Genomic DNA, 20,037 nt, shown 5'->3' on the forward strand with positions numbered 1-20,037 from the left:
AAGGCCTTCGCTGTTCGCTCAGTACACGCGCGCTTTCGGCGGGATGTATTGCACGTCGTTGGTCATCGTGTAGTCGTGAACCGGGCGGTACTCGATCTTGACCTTGCCGGCATCATCCAGCCAGGCCAGCGTGTGCTTCATCCAGTTCTTGTCGTCGCGATCGGAGAAGTCCTCGCGCGCATGCGCGCCGCGGCTCTCGGTGCGGTTTGCGGCGGAGTTCATCGTCACCACCGCCTGCGCGATCAGATTGTCGAATTCCAGCGTCTCGACGAGGTCTGAATTCCACACCAGCGAGCGGTCCGAGACGCCGATGTCGGTGATGCCGCTGTGGACCTTCTCGATCAGGTTCTGGCCTTCGCTCAGGATGTCGCCGGTGCGGAACACCGCGCAATTGTTCTGCATCACGTGCTGCATGCCTTCGCGCAGCTTCGCGGTCGGCGTGCCGCCGGAGGCGTAACGGTAACGGTCGAGACGGCCGAGCGCGAGCTCGGACGAGTTCGCCGGCAGCTCCGGCTGCTTGGCATTGGGCGTGAGCTTTTCGGCGAGGCGCAGCGCCGCGGCGCGGCCGAACACGACGAGGTCGATCAGCGAGTTGGAGCCGAGGCGGTTGGCGCCGTGCACGGACACGCAGGCGGCCTCGCCGATCGCCATCAGGCCGGGGATGACGGCGTTGTCGTCGCCGTCCTTCTTGGTCAGCACCTCGCCGTGATAGTTCGTCGGGATGCCGCCCATGTTGTAGTGGACCGTGGGCACGATCGGAATCGGCTCGCGCGTCACGTCGACATTGGCGAAGATCTTCGCGGATTCTGAGATGCCCGGCAGGCGCTCGGCGAGCACCGCGGGATCGAGATGGTCGAGGTGAAGGAAGATGTGGTCCTTCTTCTTGCCGACGCCGCGGCCTTCGCGGATCTCGATGGTCATCGCGCGCGAGACGACGTCGCGCGACGCCAGATCCTTCGCGGAGGGCGCATAACGCTCCATGAAGCGCTCGCCCTCGGAGTTGACGAGATAGCCGCCTTCGCCGCGCGCGCCTTCGGTGACGAGACAGCCCGAGCCGTAAATGCCGGTCGGGTGGAACTGAACGAACTCCATGTCCTGCATCGGCAGGCCGGCGCGCAGCACCATGCCGCCGCCGTCGCCGGTGCAGGTATGTGCCGAGGTGCAGGAGGCGTAGGCGCGGCCGTAGCCGCCGGTGGCGAGAATCACGGTCTGGGCGCGGAAGCGGTGCAGCGTGCCGTCGTCGAGCTTGAGCGCGATGACGCCGCGGCAGGTGCCCTGGTCGTCCATGATCAGGTCGATGGCGAAGAACTCGATGAAGAACTCGGCCGCGTGGCGCAGCGACTGGCCGTACATCGTGTGCAGCATGGCGTGGCCGGTGCGGTCGGCGGCGGCGCAGGTGCGCTGCGCCTGGCCCTTGCCGAAGTCCATGGTCATGCCGCCGAACGGACGCTGGTAGATCTTGCCGTCCTCGGTGCGCGAGAACGGCACGCCCCAATGCTCGAGTTCGTAGACCGCGTCGGGCGCGTTGCGCACCATGTATTCGATCGCGTCCTGGTCGCCGAGCCAGTCCGACCCCTTCACGGTGTCGTACATGTGCCAGCGCCAGTCGTCCTTGTGCATGTTGCCGAGCGAGGCGGAAATGCCGCCCTGCGCCGCGACCGTGTGCGAGCGGGTCGGAAACACCTTGGTGATGCAGGCGGTTTTCAGGCCGGCTTCGCTGCACCCGACGGTGGCGCGCAGGCCCGCGCCGCCGGCGCCGACCACGACGACGTCATACGTATGGTCCTCGATCGGATAGGCTTTTCCGTTGGTGGCGGGAGCGCCGTTGCCCTTGCCATTTGTCTCAGCGGCCATGGGTTACACTCCGGAAGAAAGCTTCACGATCGCGTAGGTCGAGGCGAGCGCGACGGCGACCGAGAAGAAATTGTTGAGCATGATCGACACGAGCTTCAGCTTCTCGTTGTGAACGTAGTCCTCGATCACGACCTGCATGCCGATCTTCATGTGCCAGGTGCTGGCGACGATGAAGAGCAGCATGATGATGGCGATCGGCAGCGAGCCGAGGGTCTGCGCCGCGAAGGCCTGGTTGCGGCCGAAGAGCATCATGATGACCACGATCACCGGGATCATCAGCAGCGTCATCGCGACCGCCGTCAGGCGCTGGCGCCAGAAGTCGGATGTACCGGAATGGGCGGCGCCGAGATTGCGGACGCGGCCGAGCGGGGTGCGCATGCTGCGCTTCGGCGTATCGGCTGCGCTCATTTTCCACCTCCGACCGCGTAGGCGATGATCCAGACCAGCACCGTCAGCGCGATGCCGCCGATCGCTGCGCCCCAGGTCAGGGCCTCGCGCTCGTTGGCCTTGAAGCCGTAGCCGAGGTCCCACACGAAGTGCCGGATGCCGCTCAACATGTGGTGCATCAGCGCCCAAGTGTAGCCGAACACGATCAGGCGCCCGATGATGCTGCCGGTGAAGGCCTGGACATGGGCATAGGCGGCGGGGCCTGAGGCCGCAGCAACCAGCCACCAGACCAGCAGCAGGGTTCCGACATAAAGGGCGACGCCGGTGGCGCGATGGACGATGGACAGCGCCATCGTCAGCGTCCAGCGGTAGACTTGCATATGGGGTGAAAGCGGTCGTTCGATCCGTGCGGTCATGGGCTTTTGATGTTTATTGCGGCCCAGCGTGGGGCACATGGGGATCGCGGAAGGTCGGCTCTATTTACGGAGTCGATTTCGCCTGCGCAATCACCAATTCGCCATAAATCGAACGATGGTTCAGCACTACAGCCTTGATGAACCAAGCCCAATCAGAGGCTTGGTATACCAGCAGGCTGGCCCGCCAACCAAGTAAGGAATCTAAATTCATAGGTTCCATTGGCGTCCGATGCATTGAAATTACTATTGGAACGCCTCTAAACGGACCACGCCGTCCAGGCAGGTTGAGAGCGGCCGTCCGTCACCACGCCGGCCTGTCGAATGGCGCTGAGCTTGCCTCCTGCCGATCCCGTCTGCCCGATGGTGGATATGCGCATCCTGCAATCCACCCCAGCCGGGAGGTGGAGCGTGTCGACCGCGGGAATCAGATCGCCTAAAGCTCCACGCGCAGCCCCGGGATCGACGAATCGGAGAGGTTGCGACCAGTCGCCGGGGCAGGTCAGGGGTGATTGCAGGTCTTGATATCAGGGAGATCGTCGAGCTCGCGCTGTTGCTGATCGCAACCGGCGCGCTCTCCGGATTCCTGGCCGGCGTGTTCGGCATTGGCGGCGGCGCGATCCTGGTGCCGGTGTTCTACGAATGCTTCCGGATCGCCGGCGTGCCGCTCGAGGTACGCATGCCGCTCTGCGTCGGCACCTCGCTTGCCGTGATCATCCCGACCTCGATCCGCTCGTTTCAGGCGCACTACAAGCGCGGCGCCGTCGACCTGGGCATCCTGCGCGTCTGGTGGCTGCCGATCCTGATCGGCGTCGTCGTCGGCAGCGTGGTCGCGCGTTACGCGCCGGAGCGGCTGTTCAAGATCGTGTTCGTCTGCGTCGCCTGGTCCGCCGCCGTGCGGCTGATCTTCGCCCGCGACACCTGGAAGCTTGGTGATGATCTGCCGAAGGGGCCCTTGATGCGAATCTACGGCTTCTGCGTCGGCATCCTCTCGACGCTGATGGGCATCGGCGGCGGCCTGTTCTCGAACCTGCTGATGACCTTCTACGGCCGGCCGATCCATCAGGCGGTCGCGACCTCGTCGGCGCTCGCGGTCTTGATCTCGATCCCCGGCGCGCTCGGTTACATCTATGCGGGGTGGCCTGCCGCGGCGAGCTATCCGGCCGTCGCCGCGCTGCAAGTGCCGTTCGCACTCGGCTACGTCTCGCTGATCGGCGCCGTGCTGGTGATGCCGATGAGCCTCGTGACAGCGCCGCTCGGTGTGAAGGCTGCGCATGCGATGTCGAAGCGGACGCTGGAGGTCGCGTTCGGATGTTATCTGTTCATCGTCGGCAGCAGATTTGTGATGAGCTTGCTGGGCGGGCAGTAGCTGCCTTGGGTCGAACGCGGCGCCACAGACTCCGCCGTCATCGCCCGGTCAGGTGTTTAGGCCGGAGACATAGCTGACGCCTGTTCGGACACATCACTGACGGTTGGGCCGCAGTGTACTGGATGCCCCGCCTTCGCGGGGCATGACAGCGTACCGGGCTCGCACAGCAATGACGACGAGAGAGCAGGACACGCCTTACTTCTTCGCGTAGATATCCTTGTACGTATCGCGCAAAATATTCTTCTGCACCTTGCCCATTGTGTTGCGCGGTAGTTCGTCGACGACGAAGACGCGCTTGGGCATCTTGAACTTTGCCAGCCTTCCATCGAGCGCCTTCAGCACCGCGCCTTCGGTGACATCGGCGTCCTTGTTGCAGACCAGCACCGCCGTAACGCCCTCGCCGAAATCGGCATGCGGCACGCCGATCACGGCGGATTCGATTACGCCGGGCATGGCGTCGATCTCGCTCTCGATTTCCTTGGGGTAGACGTTGAAGCCGCCGGAGATCACGAGATCCTTGCCGCGGCCGAGAATGTGGACATAGCCCTTGTCGTCGATCTTGCCGAGATCGCCGGTGATGAAGAAGCCGTCGTCGCGAAATTCGGACTTGGTCTTCTCCGGCATGCGCCAGTAGCCCTTGAACACGTTCGGGCCCTTCACCTCGATCATGCCGATTTCCTCGCGCGGCAATTCCTTGCCGGTCTCGGGCTCGGTCACGCGCACGGAGACGCCGGGCAGCGGAAAGCCGACCGCGCCGGGCACGCGCTCGCCGTCGTAAGGATTCGACGTGTTCATGTTGGTCTCGGTCATGCCGTAGCGCTCGAGCACGGCATGGCCCGTGCGCGCCGACCATTCACGATGGGTTTCGGCCAGCAGCGGCGCCGAGCCGGAGATGAACAGCCGCATGTGTTTCGTGGTGTCGCGCGACAGCGCGGGATTTTGCAGCAGCCGCGTGTAGAAGGTCGGCACGCCCATCAGCACGGTGGCGCGCGCCATCAGCTTGATGATCAGGTCGGGATCGAGCTTCGGCAGGAAGATCATCGACGCGCGCGCGAACAGCGTCACGTTGGTCGCCACGAACAGGCCGTGCGTATGGTAGATCGGCAGCGCGTGGATCAGCACGTCCTTGTCGGTGAAGCGCCAGTAGCCGACGAGGCTGAGCGAGTTCGACGCCAGATTATCGTGCGTCAGCATCGCGCCCTTGGAGCGCCCCGTCGTTCCGGAAGTGTAGAGGATCGCGGCGAGATCGTCGTTGGCGCGCGCCACGGTCGCGAATTCGGGGCTGGCCTTGTCGGCGGCGTCCGTCAGCGAACCCTTGCCGTCGGGCCCGAGCGTTTCGATCTTCGCCTTCACCTTGGCGGCGATCGGGCCGAGGCCCTCGGCCTTGGAGGGATCGCAAACCACCAGCGACGGCTCGGCATCGCCGATGAAATAGTCGAGCTCGTTGAGCGTATAGGCGGTGTTGAGCGGCAGATAGACCGCGCCGGCCCTGACAGTGCCGAGATACAGCACGATGTTGGCGACGGATTTCTCCACCTGCACCGCGACGCGGTCGCCGGGCTTGACGCCGCGCGCGACCAGCACGTTCGCCATCTGGCCTGCCCGCGCGATCAGCTCGCCGTAGCTGATATGGGCGCCGTCCTGTGTCTCGATCGCGAGGCGCGCAGGGTTGTCGAGGCCGTCGAACAGGCGCGAAAACAAATTGGCGTTGGCTGCGTGGTTCATGCAAGATTTCCTCGACCGCAAGGCCTGTCCTACAAGGCTTGTTAGACAAGGCCGGTCAAAACCGAGGGCTGGATTAGCAAAAACCGCCCCGATGAAGCAACGGAGACGGTTTGCATGACCAAGAACGGGAAACGCGTGGCCTGGGTCACGGGCGGCGGCAGCGGGATCGGGGAGGCCGGCGCCGAGGCTTTGGCTGCCGACGGCTGGACGGTGGTGGTATCGGGCCGCCGCAAGGATGCCCTGGATACCGTGGTCGCGAAGATCAATGGGGCGGGCGGGACGGCCGAGGCGATCGCGCTGGACGTGTCCAATGCCGCCGAAGCCCAGAAGGCGGCCGATCAGATCGTCGCCAGGCACGGCCGGATCGACCTGCTCGTGAACAATGCCGGCATCAACGTCCCCAAGCGCAGCTGGAAGGACATGGAGCTGGACGGCTGGGACAAGCTCGTCCAGGTCAATCTCAACGGCGTGCTCTATTGCATGCGCGCGGTGCTGCCGACGATGCGCAAGCAGCAGGACGGCTCGATCATCAACGTCTCGTCCTGGGCCGGCCGCCACGTCTCGAAGATGCCGGGCCCGGCCTACACCACCACCAAACATGCGGTGCTCGCACTGACGCATTCCTTCAACATGGACGAATGCGTCAACGGCCTGCGCGCCTGCTGCCTGATGCCGGGCGAGGTGGCGACGCCCATCCTGAAACTTCGGCCGGTGGTGCCGAGCGAGGCGGAGCAGGCCAAGATGCTGCAGTCCGAAGATCTCGGCCGCACCATCGCCTTCATCGCGTCGATGCCGCCGCGCGTCTGCATCAACGAGCTCTTGATCAGCCCGACGCACAATCGTGGATTCATCCAGACGCCGAACAACAGGGATTGAAGCGAGGTCGTAGCCCCAAACTCGTCATTGCGAGCGAAGCGAAGCAATCCAGACATGTATCCGCGAGGCAGTCTGGATTGCTTCGTCGCTTCGCTCCTCGCAATGACGGCGCGCGCTCACACACGGACGCGCCGCCCCATAGTTTCACGCATCACGATAAATTATTTCCCGAAACCACTTCGCGAACCCTCCCGTAATTCGAACCAACGACGCGTGACTGCCTCACGTCAAACTGTCGCAGGCGCCGTTGTTGCCCAACGCAAACGCCGGCCATCGCCGGTCACAATCCAATCGGGAGTCTCACCATGTCGAAGCGCATTGCCTATCTCACCGCCGCTGCCTTCAGCGCCCTGGCCATCACCGCGACCGTCGTCGCGCCTGCCCGGGCCGAGGAAAAGACCGTCATGGTCGGCGGCGCCGCGATGTTCCCGTCCAAGAACATCGTCCAGAACGCGGTCAACTCGAAGGACCACACCACGCTGGTGGCGGCGGTGAAGGCGGCCGGCCTCGTCCCGACGCTGGAAGGCAAGGGCCCGTTCACGGTGTTCGCGCCGACCAACGCCGCCTTCGGCAAGCTGCCGGCCGGCACCGTCGACAATCTGGTCAAGCCCGAGAACAAGGCGACGCTGACCAAGATCCTCACCTACCATGTCGTGCCCGGCAAGCTCGAGGCCTCCGACCTCACCGACGGCAAGAAGCTGAAGACCGCCGAAGGCGAGGAACTGACCGTCAAAAAGCAGGACGGCAAGGTCTGGATCGTCGATGCCAAGGGCGGCACCTCGATGGTGACGATCTCCAACGTCAACCAGTCGAACGGCGTGATCCATGTGGTCGACACCGTGCTGATGCCGGCGACGTAACACCGCGCCACCCGGTTTCATCCCCCACCGGATGCGACGAAACAGCGAGCCGGGGGCACCCGGCTCGCTTTATTGTGACCACGATAGCCCGCTTGCATCGATTCGATGCCCGGCTGGGCGTAACGAAAGCGGAAGCATCGGCGTATAATTGCTGTCACACGACGTTCAGGACGGAACCGCCATGTCGAGCCTCACAGTCACCGACGAACAGGTCAGCGCCACCCCGGCCAAAGTGATCCAGCCGGCCTGGGTCCGGATCATGCACTGGACCAACGCCGTCGCGATGATCCTGATGATCCTGTCGGGCTGGCAGATCTACAACGCCTCGCCGCTTTTCGGCTTCAGCTTTCCGCGCGAGTACACGCTGGGCGGCTGGCTCGGCGGCGGGCTGCTCTGGCATTTTGCGGCGATGTGGCTGCTCATGATCAACGGTCTGGCCTATCTCGTCACCGGCTTTGCCACCGGCCGCTTTCGCAAGAAGCTGCTGCCGATCACCGCGTCGGGCGTGCTTCACGACGTCAGGGCTGCCCTGACCTTCAAGCTCGGCCATGACGACCTCAGCGTCTACAATTACGTGCAGCGCGCGCTCTATGCCGGCATCATCTTGGTCGGCGTGCTGATCGTGCTGTCGGGCCTGGGGATGTGGAAGCCGGTCCAGCTGCATTGGCTCGTCATGCTGTTCGGCGACTATCCGACCGCGCGCTACGTGCATTTCTTCTGCATGGCCGCGATCTGCGCCTTCCTCGTCATTCACGTGCTGCTCGCGCTGCTGGTGCCGAAGAGCCTGCGCGCAATGATCATCGGTCGTTAAGGGAGCAAGTCATGGCCAAGCGCTCATTCCTGATCCCCGGCGTCGACAAGCGGCTGCTGATCAAGGACTCCCTCAAGACGATGCCTGATGTCACCCGCCGCCGCTTCATCGCCGGCGGCGCCAGCCTCGGCGCGCTGACGCTGCTCACCGGCTGCGATGTGATCGACTCGTCGTCGGCCGACACGATGCTGGCGAAGATCTCGAAATTCAACGACGCGGTGCAGTCCTTCATCTTCAATCCCGACGCGCTGGCGCCGACATTTTCCGAACACGACATCACAAAGCCATTTCCGTTCAATGCCTATTACGATCTCGACGACGCACCGGAGGTCTCGGCGGCGGATTGGAAACTCGAGGTTCGCGGCCTCGTCGACAACAAGAAATCCTGGACGCTGGACGAGCTTTACAAGCTGCCGCAGGTCTCGCAGATCACCCGCCATATCTGCGTCGAGGGCTGGAGCGCGATCGGCAGCTGGACCGGCACGCCCCTGCGCGATTTCCTCAAGCTGATCGGCGCCGACACCCGCGCCAAATACGTCTGGTTCCAGTGCGCCGACAAGGACGGCTACAATTCGCCCTTGGACATGCGCAGCGCGCTGCATCCGCAGACCCAGATGACGTTCAAATATGCGAACGAGATCCTGCCGCGTGCCTACGGTTTTCCCATGAAAATCCGCGTGCCGACAAAGCTCGGCTTCAAGAACCCGAAATACGTGGTCTCGATGGAAGTCACCAACGACTACAAGGGCGGCTATTGGGAAGACCAGGGGTACAATTCGTTCAGTGGGAGCTAGGACCGCTGCCGTAGCGTGGGCAAAGCGCAGCGTGCCCATCGATACCGCATCTGCGGTGACACGCAGGGTGGGCTCGGCTATATGCGCCTTTGCCCACCCTACGGTAGCACGGCACTGGACATAATCGCCGCAGCGGTCCTATTTTGTGGATCGCATGAGTTCGAACCCAGCGACCAGAACGAACATCAAGACATTGCTGGTAGCGTCGCTGATCTGCGTTTCGGCGATGTCCGCGCTGGTCGATGGCCTTTTCTTTTGGCGTGGCATATACGCAGCGCCTGTGACCGCTGCTTTTGCAGACGCCCTGCTGGCGCTTTTGCTCATCATGTGGATCGCAGCTGACCAAAGGGATCATCCGCAAGTCGAGCGGCCGTTCGACTACGGATTTCTCCTGATGGTGTTCTGGCTGCCGTATCTACCTTACTATCTGTGGCGGACGAGGCGCTTCGCTGGTCTGGGGATATTCGCCGGCTTCCTGGGACTGTTCTCGCTCGGATTCCTGGTTCAACTGGCGATGTGGTCAGCGTTCGTCATGTATCCGCGGTAGCGGTTGTGCTGGGCACGGCGCGTTGCGCCTTTGCCCACCCTACGGCACCGATTGCTTGGCCGGCCCCACCTTCCGCTGGCACAGCGCCGCAACGGCCCCGAGCGCCAGCAGCGCCGCCGACACGTTCAGCGCGTAACTCAGGCTCCCAAGAGCATCCGTGATGGCGCCGACCGCGATCGGCCCCAGCGTCTGGCCGATGCCGAACGAGATCGTCATCGCCGCAATCGCGGTCGGCCACACCTCGGGCGGATAGTTGAAGCGGACGAAGGCGGTGGTCGAGTTGACCACGGCGAAGAAGCCGATGCCGAACACGACCGCGGAGACGGCCAGCCATGCGGTCGAATGTCCCAGCATCGGCAGGCCGGCGCCGATGGCGTTGGTGCCGAGGATGATGGCGGTCGCGAGCCCGCCGCGGTCGAGCGCGAGCACGCCGCGCCAGACCCAGGGTGTGACGAAGGCGCTGACGCCGATCAGGCCCCAGAACGCAGCCTGCGCCGTCGCATCGCCGCCGCCGTCGCGGACATAGGCGATCATGAAGGTCATGTAGGCGATGTAGCCCGCGCCGAACAGGAAGTAGCCGGCCAGGTAGATCAGCACCGGGAGAATCGAAAAGGAGGCGTGGCTTGCTTCGGCGAAGCGCGCCTGGCTCTCGATGCGGGTCAGGAACAGCGGTGCCGCCATCACCAGCGAGAGCAGCGTCAGCGCCCACCACACGATCCACCACGAGCCCGGGCCGAACCATTGCAGGGTGAACGGTGCGATCAGCCCGGAGGAGAGAATGCCGACGCCCGGGCCGGCATAGAACAGGCTGAGCAGGAAATTGGCGCGCTCGGGATAGGACTGCGCGATGGTCGCGGCCAGGGCGCCGCCGGCAACGAAGGCAATTGCGGCGCCGATGCCCAGCACCAGCCGCGCCAGGCTGAGTGCGAAAAAATTCCCGGTCAGCGCGCAAGTGGCCAGCGCGGCCAGACACACCAGGGTTCCGCCGCGGATGGCGCCCGACCAGCCGACCCGCCGGATCAGCCGGGATGCGACCAGCGCGCCCGCGAGATAGCCGACGGCGTTGATCGTGTTCATGAACCCGGCCGCGGAATAGGACCAGCCGAGGTCCTCCCGCATGTCGGGCAGCACCAGCGCATAGGCAAAGCGGCCGATGCCGAGCCCGACCGTCGCGGCCAGCGACAGGGTCAGGATCAGCCGCGCGGGATGGCCGTCGGGCAAAGAGCGTTCGGGGGCGTGCAAGGGGTACTCCGGCGACGCTCAGTGTGGCAGGCCCTCCCGGTCTTGCACAGCCGTGCGGCGGCAATGGTGTCTTGCCAAGCGCGCAACGCCGCTCTAGCACTCCGCCCGAATTCACGAGGTGCCGTCATGCCCGGCCTTGTGCCGGGCATCCACCTTCTTGGCGCCTCAGAGGCGAGACGTGGATGGCCGGGACATAGGCGAGCGGAAGCGACGCCGTCCTTTGGCCGGCTATGCCGGCCATGACGAAAAGGAGGAAGAACATCATGGCGACCCACAAACTGCTGCTGCTCCCCGGCGACGGTATCGGCCCCGAGGTGATGGGCGAGGTGAAGCGGCTGATCGACTGGCTCAATTCGGCCGGAATCGCCAAGTTCGAGACCGACACCGGCCTCGTCGGCGGCTCCGCCTATGACGCCCACAAGGTGTCGATCTCGGAAGGCGACATGGCCAAGGCGCTTGCCGCCGACGCCATCATCTTCGGCGCGGTCGGCGGTCCCAAGTGGGACGCGGTGCCCTACGAGGTGCGCCCGGAAGCCGGCCTGTTGCGCCTGCGCAAGGATCTCGCTCTGTTCGCCAACCTCCGTCCGGCCGTGTGCTACCCGGCGCTCGCCGATGCCTCGAGCCTGAAGCGCGAGGCGGTCGAGGGCCTCGACATCATGATCGTGCGCGAGCTCACCGGCGGCGTCTATTTCGGCGAGCCCAAGACCATCACCGATCTCGGCAACGGCCAGAAGCGCGCCATCGATACCCAGGTCTACGACACCTATGAGATCGAGCGCATCGGCCGTGTCGCCTTCGAGCTTGCCAGGAAGCGCAAGAACAAGGTGACGTCGATGGAGAAGCGCAACGTCATGAAGTCGGGCGTGCTCTGGAACGAGGTCATGACGGCGGTTCACAAGCGCGAATACCCCGACGTCACGCTCGAGCACCAGCTCGCCGATTCCGGCGGCATGATGCTGGTGAAGGCGCCGAAGCAGTTCGACGTCATCGTCACCGACAATCTGTTCGGCGACATGCTGTCCGACATCGCGGCGATGCTGACCGGATCGCTCGGCATGCTGCCCTCGGCCTCGCTCGGCGAGGTCGACGTCAAGAGCAAGAAGCGCAAGGCGCTGTACGAGCCGGTGCACGGTTCGGCGCCCGACATCGCCGGCAAGGGCCTCGCCAATCCGATTGCGATGATCTCGTCCTTCGGCATGGCGCTGCGCTACTCCTTCGACATGGGCGCGCTCGCCGACAAGGTCGATGCCGCGATCGCCGCGGTGCTCGCCAGCGGCCTTCGTACCGCCGACATCAAGTCGGAAGGCACCACGGCCGCCTCGACCACGCAGATGGGCGAAGCGATCCTGAAGGAATTGCAGAAGCTGCACGCGTAAGGCTTGCACAGCTCTCGTCGGGTGGGCAAGGCGAAGCGTGCCCACCACTTCCCGGCTATTGGATAGAGATGGTGGGCACGGTGCGTTGCACCTTTGCCCACCCTGCGGCACGACCCGTAAGGAGCCACCTCATGGATGCCTCGCCCCGCCCCAAGATCGCGGAAACCATCATCCATGACACGGTCCGCCAGCGCGAAGCGCAGATCGGCCGCCGCTGCGAAATCCTGAGCAACACGCGCATCGAATATGCCGCGCTCGGCGACTACTCGTATCTCGGTGAGAACTGCGACGTCGCCGATGCGGTGATCGGAAAATTCACGGCCATCGCCAATTCGGTACGGATCGGCGCGCCGAACCATCCGATGGGCCGGCCGTCCCAGCATCGCTTCACCTATTGCCCTGAATATTATGATGCGAGCGCGACCCGTGACGGCGACTTCTTCGCGGATCGCCGTGGCGACCGGGTGATCGTCGGCAATGATGTCTGGATCGGGCACGCCGCGATCCTGCTGCCGGGCGTCACCGTCGGCGACGGCGCGGTGATTGCCGCGGGCGCGGTCGTCAGCCGCGATGTGCCGCCCTACACGATCGTCGGCGGCGTTCCCGCGCGCGCCATCCGCAAGCGCTTTGACGATGCCGTTGCCGAAAGCCTGCGCCGCATTGCCTGGTGGGATTGGCCGGACGAGCTCGTCTTCGAGCGCCTGGGCGATTTCCGCTCCGAGGCGATCGAGGACTTTTGCAGGCGCTATGATCCGGCAGCCAACGCGTAAGAAGGACGCATCTCGCACCAACAAAAATGGCCGAGCGTGAGCCCGGCCATTTTGATTCGGAAGATCAGCCCGCTTCAGTACAGCGGAAAATTCTGCGGATAGCCGCCGACGTCGGACGGCGGGCTCAGCGGCTGGCGATCGATCGGGCGATTGAGGTTTTCGCGCGCGAAGGACGGATAGCCGACGGCCGGCGGGAAGGCGTAGTCGGAGAACTTGCGGTCGCCCGGATTGACCTCGGTGCCGCCATCGAGCCAGGAGCGCTTGCTCACATAGAGGCGGGTGCGGCCCTGCTGATAGACAGCGTTGGGGCCGGTCGGGCCGTAATAGTGGCGGCCGCTGTCATAGCGCTGCTTCTTGGTGTCGGCCGAGGCAGGCGTCGCGAAACCCAAAGAAGCGGTCATGGCCATCGCGGCGCCCGCCGCAAGCCAGGTCGCCAATTTGTTCGCGGCAGAGAAATTCGAGCTCATCACGTCCCCTTCAGGCGGCACGCCGCCAGTCGATATCGTCCCATACTAGCCCGGCCGGGGTCTCCGCAACTAGGTCAATTGGGTCACACCAGCTCGGAATAATCGTGCGCGCCGGCAAAAGTTGCATGAATACCAGCCACTTGAGCTTGATGCGGGTCAAAGCGCGCCGCGCAATTGCGCGTTGGCGGCGCCCAGCAGCCAGTCCGACGAGCCCGCAGGCGCGCAACCGCTGCGCCTGAGCTCGGCATGGGCGAACAATTCCGCCAGCTTCGGCTCGTTGCCGGAGGCCAGCAGCGTCAGCCGGTTCAGCGTGCAGGCGATCGCCGTGCGCCGCGCAGGCAGGGTCTCGCCCTGACAGGTAAACCCGGAGATCTGGAGCGGCGGCTCCTCGCTGCGCTTGAGGTAGCCGAGGCAAGCCTGGCTCCCTTCCGCTGCACCGGTTGGCCGGAACAGGGCGACGGGCCCAAATTTGGTGTCGATCAGGCCGGCCTGCTCGAGCGGGGTGGCCGCACCCAGTCCCATCTGGACGGCCAGATCCGCCGTCGCCGGACGGGCCACGTCGAATTCGCCGCCCTCACGGTAAATCTCGAGCTCGGCAACGGGCCTGTTGGCCTCGCCCGCCCAGCGCATCACGTCCCTGCGGCCGCCTTCGGGATGTCGAAGGATGAGGTAAGAGATTGTTTTTTCAGATGAATCGGGGCGGCTGAGGGCGAAGGCGGGATGCGAACGGCCGGCGACACTCCACCCCGGCTTGTCCGCGGGGTCATCGTCGCGCAGGTTGGGCAGCTGGCCGAGCGCCGCAACCGCGAGGATGGCAAACAGCGCGAGCACCCCCACATAGGCGAACAGGCGCGCCAGCGTTCCGACGACCTCGTCGGCGAAGGCTGCGAGCGCCAGATGGATCTGGGTGGGGCTAACGGCCGTGCCGGCCTCAGGCGACTGCATCCACGTCCCCAAGGCAGGGGCCAACATTGTCTTGAGGCCGGTTCTCGCATAGAAGCGCTGCTCTTCCTGTTTAAGCATCAGCTTCAGGAACGGGCTTTTTCATCGGAGAGTGAACGATGGGTTACAAAGTCGCAGTCGTCGGCGCGACCGGCAATGTCGGACGGGAAATGCTCAACATTCTCGATGAGCGCAAATTCCCGGCGGACGAGGTCGTGGCCCTCGCGTCACGCCGCAGCATCGGCGTCGAGGTCTCCTATGGCGACCGTACCCTGAAGGTCAAAGCGCTCGAGCATTACGACTTCTCCGACGTCGACATCTGCCTGATGTCGGCGGGCGGCACGGTGTCGAAGGAATGGTCGCCGAAGATCGGCGCCGCCGGCACGGTCGTGATCGACAATTCCTCGGCCTGGCGCATGGATCCGGACGTGCCGCTGATCGTGCCCGAAGTGAACGCGGATGCGACGGCGGGCTTCAAGACGAAGAACATCATCGCCAACCCGAACTGCTCGACCGCGCAGCTCGTGGTCGCGCTGAAGCCGCTGCACGACAAGGCGACGATCAAGCGCGTCGTGGTCTCGACCTATCAATCGGTGTCGGGCGCCGGCAAGGATGCGATGGACGAATTGTTCTCGCAGACCAAGGCCGTCTACACCAACCAGGAGCTGGTCAACAATAAATTCCCCAAGCGCATCGCCTTCAACGTCATTCCCCAGATCGACGTCTTCATGGAGGACGGCTACACCAAGGAAGAGTGGAAGATGATGGCGGAGACCAAGAAGATTCTTGATCCCAAGATCAAGCTCTCCGCGACCTGCGTGCGCGTTCCGGTGTTCGTCGGCCACTCCGAGGCCGTCAATATCGAGTTCGAGAACCCGATCAGCGCGGATGAAGCGCGCGACATCCTGCGCAAGGCGCCCGGCTGCCTCGTCATCGACAAGCATGAGCCCGGCGGCTATGCCACGCCGTATGAAGCCGCGGGCGAGGACGCCACCTACATCAGCCGCATCCGCGAGGACGCGACGGTCGAGAACGGCCTCGTGCTGTGGTGCGTGTCCGACAATCTGCGCAAGGGCGCCGCGCTCAACGCGATCCAGATCGCGGAAGTCCTGATCAACCGCAAGCTGATCAGCGCGAAGAAGAAGGCGGCGTAAGCACGCTACCGTAAGGTGGATTAGCCGGCGGCTGCGCGAAGCGCAGTCCGCTCGGCGTAATCCACCTCTTCTGTCTCTGCGGATACGAACAGCGGCGGATTACGCTTCGCTAATCCGCTCTACGCGTAACGAATTCAGACCGCGCTGCGCACGCTCTTGAATTCCTTGCTCGCCTTGTCCAGCACGAACAGCGATCCCTCCGCGACGCCGAAATAGGCGCCGTGGGTCTGCATCTGGCCTGAGTCCACCGCCTTCTGCACGAACGGGAAGGTCATCAGGTTTTCCAGGCTGCGGAACACCGCGGCCTTCTCGATGCGCTCGACGAACTGCGCCATGGTTTCGCGCTCGCGCTGCTCGACCACCTCGCCCGGCTTGATGAACATCTGCATCCATTTGCCGATGAAGTCGCCCGGTGTGAGCGGCTCGATCTTGTCGACGAAGGCGCGGATGCCGCCGCACTGCGCGTGCCCGAGCACCACGATGTGCTTCACCTTCAGCACCGTCACGGCATATTCCAGCGCGGCCGAGACGCCGTGCGCGTTGCCGTCGGGCTGATACACCGGCACCAGATTGGCGATGTTGCGAACGACGAACAATTCGCCCGGCCCGACGTCGAAGATCACTTCGGGCGAGACGCGGCTGTCGCAGCAGCCGATCACCATCACTTCCGGGAACTGCCCCTTCACCGACAGTTCGCGATAGCGGGTCTGCTCGGTCGGCAGCCGCTGGGTGGCGAAGGCCTGGTAGCCTTCCAGCAAATGCTCAGGGAATGTGATCATGGCCTATGCCTAACCATAGACCGCAGGGGCGAACAAGCCTTTCGAACAGGCATGCCAGATGCTATCGGCTTGGCTTGTCGTTTGAGCATGATCCTTTCGGAAAACCGCCGCACACTTTTCCGGAATCATGCTTCAGAATACACCTGAGGAAACCGGAAGGAACGCTTGCATGACCCGCCCGCGCCGCAGCCATCTGTTCATGCCCGGCTCCAATCCGCGCGCGCTGGAAAAAGCGCGAAATCTGGCCGCCGACGGCCTGATTCTCGACCTGGAGGATTCGGTGGCGCCCGACGCCAAGGCGGTGGCGCGCGACGGAATCGCCGCCGCGATCGCGGCCAAGGGGTTCGGCAAGCGCGAGGTCCTGATCCGGACCAACGGTCTCGATACGCAATGGTGGGCCGAGGACGTCGCGATGGCCGCCAAGGCTTCGCCGGACGGCATCCTGGTTCCAAAAGTTTCAAGCATCGAGGATCTCCAGACCATCGGCCGCGATCTCGCCGGACTCGGCGCCGCGCCGACCGTAAAAGTCTGGGCCATGATCGAGACCGCGCGCGCGGTGCTGCATGCCGAGGAGTTGGCCGCGGCGGGACGCGATCCGAACACGCGGCTGTCAGGCTTCGTGTTCGGCCCGAACGACATCTCGCGCGAGACCCGGATCAAGATGCTGCCCGGCCGTGCGGCGATGATCCCGATGATCACCCATTGCATCCTGGCGACGCGCGCCCATGGCCTCGAAATCCTCGACGGCCCCTACAGCGACATCAACAATCCCGACGGTTTTGCCACCGAATGCGCGCAGGGCCGCGACCTCGGTTTCGACGGCAAGACGCTGATCCACCCCTCGCAGATCGAAGCCTGCAACGTGATCTTCACGCCGCCCGAAGAGGACATCGCGCGCGCGCGAAAAATCATCGCGGCGTTCGAGCTGCCGGAAAACGTCTCGCGCGGAGCGATCCGGCTCGACGGCGCGATGGTCGAGCGTCTGCACGCCGACATGGCGAGGCGCACGATCGAAATCGCGGATGCGATTGCGGCGATGGCGAAGGGCTGAACGTGTCCCTGGCCCGTTCCGTCCTTCTGGATCTCGACGGAACGCTGGTCGATTCGAAGGCCGGAATTGTCGCGAGCTGCTCAGCCGCCTTGCGTGTGCTCGGTCATGATCCCGGCAAGGCACCAGACATAGCGATCGGGCCGCCACTCGAAGACATCTTGCGGACGTTGCTGCAGGCCTATGGCGACGACCGGGTCGACGAAGCCGTCGTCGCCTATCGTCAGCACTACGGCGAAAGTGGTCTGTTTGGAAGCGAGACCTATCCTGGAATCGGTGACGCGCTCGAGAAGATGCGTCGTGCCGGATTGAGGATCTACCTCGCGACTTCGAAGCGCGAAGTTTTCGCGCGTCGGATTCTGGAGAACCGGGATTTGGCGATACATTTCGACGGAATCCACGGCTCCGTGCCGGGCGGCAAGCTCGATCACAAGGCGGAGCTGCTCGCCCATATCCTGTCTGAACACGGTATCGCCGCATCGCACAGCCTCATGGTCGGCGATCGCAGCCAAGACATCGTTGGCGCCCGCGCCGTCGGGATGCGCGGCCTCGGCGTGGTCTGGGGATATGGCAGTCGCGACGAACTCGAAGCGGCCGGTGCGGATCAACTGGTGGAACAACCTGCGGATCTCGCGCGTACGGTTCTATCGATGTTGAACGGATAGTCTCCGCGAGACCCGCACCAGGCAGTTTTCCCGTTGCGGTAGTGAAATGCAGTGCTACCCTTGTATCCGATTTAATCGGGGCAAGCATTTGATGCGCATCTTTGGGGCCGCTGTCCTTCTCGCCACGTCACTTTGGTTCGCCCCGCCGGCGCTTGCACAGCAGGCTCGGGTTGCGCTTGTCATTGGCAATGGCGCCTATGAGAAGGTGCCCGAGTTGCCGAACCCGACGCGCGATGCAGCTGACGTTGGTCGTGCGCTGGAACGGCTCGATTTCAAAGTCACTCAGGTCAAGGACGCGACCGCGCAAGCCATGAGGAGAGCTCTTGTCGAGTTCGGCCGGTCTGCTGATGGGGCCGACCTTGCCGTCGTATTTTACGCCGGGCATGGAATGGAAGTCGGCGGAGAAAATTGGCTGATTCCAATCAGCGCCGAGCTCCGCAGCGATACCGACATCGAGAGCGAGGCCATCAGCCTGCGCTCGGTGGGTCTTCAGGCTTCGAAGGCGAAGAAGTTAGGCCTCGTGATCCTTGATGCGTGCCGCAATAACCCTTTTGCCGCGAAAATGAAGCGCTCGTTGAGCACCCGGGCCGTAGCTCGTGGGCTCGCGGCGACGGAGCCATCCGACAATGTTCTGATTGCGTATGCCGCCCGCGACGGCACCACGGCAAGCGATGGTGAGGGCCGGAACAGTCCTTTTACGGCATCGCTCCTTCGCCACATTGAAACACCAGGCCTTGAGATATCATTCCTGTTTCGTCGTGTCCGCGATGACGTGATGGCGGCGACCCGGCGCGAACAGCAACCTTTTGTGTACGGCTCCTTGTCGAAGGAAGAGATTTACCTGAAAGCGCCTGTCGCCAGCGCTCAGGCGCCGGTCGTATCAATTCCGCCGCTTTCAACTTCCGCGGAAGACGAGAAGTTTTGGCTGGCCATCCAGACGTCGACGGTGACCGGTCTCTATGAGGAGTTTCTGACCAGATATCCTCGCAGCAACCATGCCGCAGAAGCCCGTCAGCGGATCAAGGATTTCAAGGCCAAAGAAGTCGCGGCGGTATCGCCGCCGATCTCTGATGTGGGCGAGCGCCAAGGGCTTGATATGAAAGCCGCCCCTAGAAAGTCATTCTCGCTGGAGGATAACCAAAGGGTTGGTGCCATCGCGTTAGCCCAGCAGCTTAAGTTGCCGAGCTTCACGATCTCGTCCGGCCAAGACGTCCCGCTTCAACCTGATTCCAAGTTTGTTGGCGTGTGGTCCAACAAGCGTGGGTGGTCGAATGGCAAGGGGCGCTACGCCATGCTGATCGTTACGGAGGTATCTGCTACGGGATTGGCCAAGGGGTACTACCTCTGGGGGCCGCCGACCAAAGCATCGTGGGTGAAAGATGAAGCGGGAAACCGATCATTCTCGGAGTACATTAAGGACAACAAATTTTCGATCAGCGGGACGCCGGTGTCCGTGAAGTTTGAGAGCAACGTTCTTGCCCTCTCTTCTTTCAAGAAAGAGAATCCGTCTGAGACGGCTAGGATAGAGCTTCGTCCGGTATGGCAGCTTGTGTCGGTGCCGGAGGACGTCGAATCCTCGACAAAACGCGAAAAGGCTTCTCAGCCTCGCGCTATCAAAAAGGGAAGCACTGCAGAGTCGCGCGCTCCGACCAGTGTGGGCGAAGCCAGCATGGAGGAGCGCTACCGTGCCTGCAAAAAGCTCGTGAAAGGATTTGCCCGGCGCGAGGCTTGCGCGCGAACCGGTGTAAACTAGCGTCGGTAGCACGTCCAATCGCTCGCCATTGGATCCGGACAGCCACAGTGTGGCCTGACCTCTGTGCGGTCGATTGACTCCAGCATCGCTACGTTGCCGCGATAGCCGTGATAATTCTTCGCGACGGTGCCGTTGGCGGGTCGCTATTATGATAACTCATTCCTCGTCTAGGCTGACCTCACTCTGTGTAAGGTGATGCACATTC

The 20,037-nt window shown here is 63.5% G+C and carries 20 protein-coding genes; 12 read left to right on the top strand and 8 right to left on the bottom strand.

The features are described 5' to 3' along the window. Nucleotides 1-18: 18 nt before the first annotated feature. The 3 genes from sdhA to sdhC are packed head-to-tail and all read right to left on the bottom strand — an operon-like array spanning nt 19 to nt 2,657. Complete coding sequence (sdhA, locus tag FNV92_RS01575; RefSeq protein ID WP_014438958.1) at nt 19-1,854, bottom strand: succinate dehydrogenase flavoprotein subunit; 1,836 nt, start codon at nt 1,852-1,854, stop codon at nt 19-21. A 3-nt stretch (nt 1,855-1,857) separates the two neighbouring features. Beyond that, the gene (gene sdhD / locus FNV92_RS01580) at nt 1,858-2,262 is read right to left on the bottom strand and encodes a succinate dehydrogenase, hydrophobic membrane anchor protein (RefSeq protein WP_014438959.1); all 405 of its coding nucleotides are present in this window, start codon (nt 2,260-2,262) and stop codon (nt 1,858-1,860) included. Continuing rightward, nucleotides 2,259-2,657, bottom strand: a complete 399-nt coding sequence (gene sdhC / locus FNV92_RS01585) for a succinate dehydrogenase, cytochrome b556 subunit (protein ID WP_041747965.1) — start codon at nt 2,655-2,657, stop codon at nt 2,259-2,261. The genes sdhD and sdhC overlap by 4 nt, the downstream gene beginning before the upstream one ends. 505 nt (nt 2,658-3,162) lie before the next feature. On the opposite strand from sdhC, the gene FNV92_RS01590 reads away from it, so the two are divergent. Beyond that, nucleotides 3,163-4,023 (top strand): sulfite exporter TauE/SafE family protein, encoded by an 861-nt coding sequence (locus tag FNV92_RS01590; protein WP_143842504.1) that lies wholly within the window; start codon nt 3,163-3,165, stop codon nt 4,021-4,023. A gap of 195 nt (nt 4,024-4,218) precedes the next feature. Here FNV92_RS01590 and FNV92_RS01595 read toward each other — a convergent pair whose 3' ends face one another. Continuing rightward, nucleotides 4,219-5,748: a malonate--CoA ligase gene (locus FNV92_RS01595; protein WP_143842503.1), complete on the bottom strand. Its 1,530-nt coding sequence runs from the start codon at nt 5,746-5,748 to the stop codon at nt 4,219-4,221. Nucleotides 5,749-5,862: 114 nt separating this feature from the next. Here FNV92_RS01595 and FNV92_RS01600 point away from each other — a divergent pair, with 114 nt between their 5' ends. From FNV92_RS01600 to FNV92_RS01620, 5 genes are all read left to right on the top strand, one after another. Further along, nucleotides 5,863-6,624: an SDR family oxidoreductase gene (locus FNV92_RS01600; RefSeq protein ID WP_143842502.1), complete on the top strand. Its 762-nt coding sequence runs from the start codon at nt 5,863-5,865 to the stop codon at nt 6,622-6,624. Between the two features lie 305 nt (nt 6,625-6,929). Next, the gene (locus tag FNV92_RS01605) at nt 6,930-7,484 is read left to right on the top strand and encodes a fasciclin domain-containing protein (RefSeq protein WP_014438964.1); all 555 of its coding nucleotides are present in this window, start codon (nt 6,930-6,932) and stop codon (nt 7,482-7,484) included. Nucleotides 7,485-7,665: 181 nt separating this feature from the next. Beyond that, nucleotides 7,666-8,295, top strand: coding sequence for a cytochrome b/b6 domain-containing protein (locus FNV92_RS01610; protein WP_143842501.1), 630 nt, complete (start codon nt 7,666-7,668; stop codon nt 8,293-8,295). Between the two features lie 11 nt (nt 8,296-8,306). After that, nucleotides 8,307-9,089 carry a molybdopterin-binding protein gene (locus tag FNV92_RS01615; protein WP_143842500.1) on the top strand — a complete coding sequence of 261 codons (783 nt, stop codon included), beginning with the start codon at nt 8,307-8,309 and terminating at the stop codon, nt 9,087-9,089. Between the two features lie 154 nt (nt 9,090-9,243). After that, nucleotides 9,244-9,636 (top strand): hypothetical protein, encoded by a 393-nt coding sequence (locus FNV92_RS01620; protein WP_143842499.1) that lies wholly within the window; start codon nt 9,244-9,246, stop codon nt 9,634-9,636. Nucleotides 9,637-9,675: 39 nt separating this feature from the next. Here FNV92_RS01620 and FNV92_RS01625 read toward each other — a convergent pair whose 3' ends face one another. Then, a complete protein-coding gene (locus tag FNV92_RS01625; RefSeq protein ID WP_168213395.1) occupies nt 9,676-10,878 on the bottom strand; it encodes a YbfB/YjiJ family MFS transporter in 1,203 nt (400 codons plus the stop codon). Between the two features lie 263 nt (nt 10,879-11,141). On the opposite strand from FNV92_RS01625, the gene leuB reads away from it, so the two are divergent. Continuing rightward, nucleotides 11,142-12,254: a 3-isopropylmalate dehydrogenase gene (gene leuB / locus FNV92_RS01630; RefSeq protein WP_143842498.1), complete on the top strand. Its 1,113-nt coding sequence runs from the start codon at nt 11,142-11,144 to the stop codon at nt 12,252-12,254. A gap of 131 nt (nt 12,255-12,385) precedes the next feature. Then, on the top strand, nt 12,386-13,024 hold the full coding sequence (locus FNV92_RS01635) for a DapH/DapD/GlmU-related protein (protein WP_014438969.1): 639 nt from the start codon (nt 12,386-12,388) through the stop codon (nt 13,022-13,024). 74 nt (nt 13,025-13,098) lie between these two features. On the opposite strand, the gene FNV92_RS01640 is transcribed toward FNV92_RS01635, so the two are convergent. Both FNV92_RS01640 and FNV92_RS01645 read right to left on the bottom strand, forming a co-directional pair. After that, entirely contained in the window at nt 13,099-13,491 is a 393-nt protein-coding gene (locus FNV92_RS01640; protein ID WP_014438970.1) for a hypothetical protein, read from the bottom strand. Nucleotides 13,492-13,647: 156 nt separating this feature from the next. Next, entirely contained in the window at nt 13,648-14,436 is a 789-nt protein-coding gene (locus tag FNV92_RS01645; protein ID WP_143842497.1) for a hypothetical protein, read from the bottom strand. Between the two features lie 116 nt (nt 14,437-14,552). Here FNV92_RS01645 and FNV92_RS01650 point away from each other — a divergent pair, with 116 nt between their 5' ends. Further along, nucleotides 14,553-15,587, top strand: a complete 1,035-nt coding sequence (locus FNV92_RS01650; RefSeq protein WP_014438973.1) for an aspartate-semialdehyde dehydrogenase — start codon at nt 14,553-14,555, stop codon at nt 15,585-15,587. Between the two features lie 134 nt (nt 15,588-15,721). Here the strand turns inward: FNV92_RS01650 and FNV92_RS01655 are convergent, their stop codons facing one another. Next, a complete protein-coding gene (locus FNV92_RS01655) occupies nt 15,722-16,366 on the bottom strand; it encodes a carbonic anhydrase (protein ID WP_143842496.1) in 645 nt (214 codons plus the stop codon). A 169-nt stretch (nt 16,367-16,535) separates the two neighbouring features. Between FNV92_RS01655 and FNV92_RS01660 the strand changes: the two genes are divergently transcribed. From FNV92_RS01660 to FNV92_RS01670, 3 genes are all read left to right on the top strand, one after another. Continuing rightward, complete coding sequence (locus tag FNV92_RS01660; protein ID WP_143842495.1) at nt 16,536-17,417, top strand: HpcH/HpaI aldolase/citrate lyase family protein; 882 nt, start codon at nt 16,536-16,538, stop codon at nt 17,415-17,417. 2 nt (nt 17,418-17,419) lie between these two features. Beyond that, entirely contained in the window at nt 17,420-18,079 is a 660-nt protein-coding gene (locus FNV92_RS01665) for an HAD hydrolase-like protein (RefSeq protein ID WP_143842494.1), read from the top strand. 91 nt (nt 18,080-18,170) lie between these two features. Then, nucleotides 18,171-19,832 carry a caspase family protein gene (locus tag FNV92_RS01670; protein WP_244623819.1) on the top strand — a complete coding sequence of 554 codons (1,662 nt, stop codon included), beginning with the start codon at nt 18,171-18,173 and terminating at the stop codon, nt 19,830-19,832. Nucleotides 19,833-20,037: the final 205 nt, after the last annotated feature.

This window comes from Bradyrhizobium cosmicum (assembly GCF_007290395.2).
GTDB lineage: Bacteria > Pseudomonadota > Alphaproteobacteria > Rhizobiales > Xanthobacteraceae > Bradyrhizobium > Bradyrhizobium cosmicum.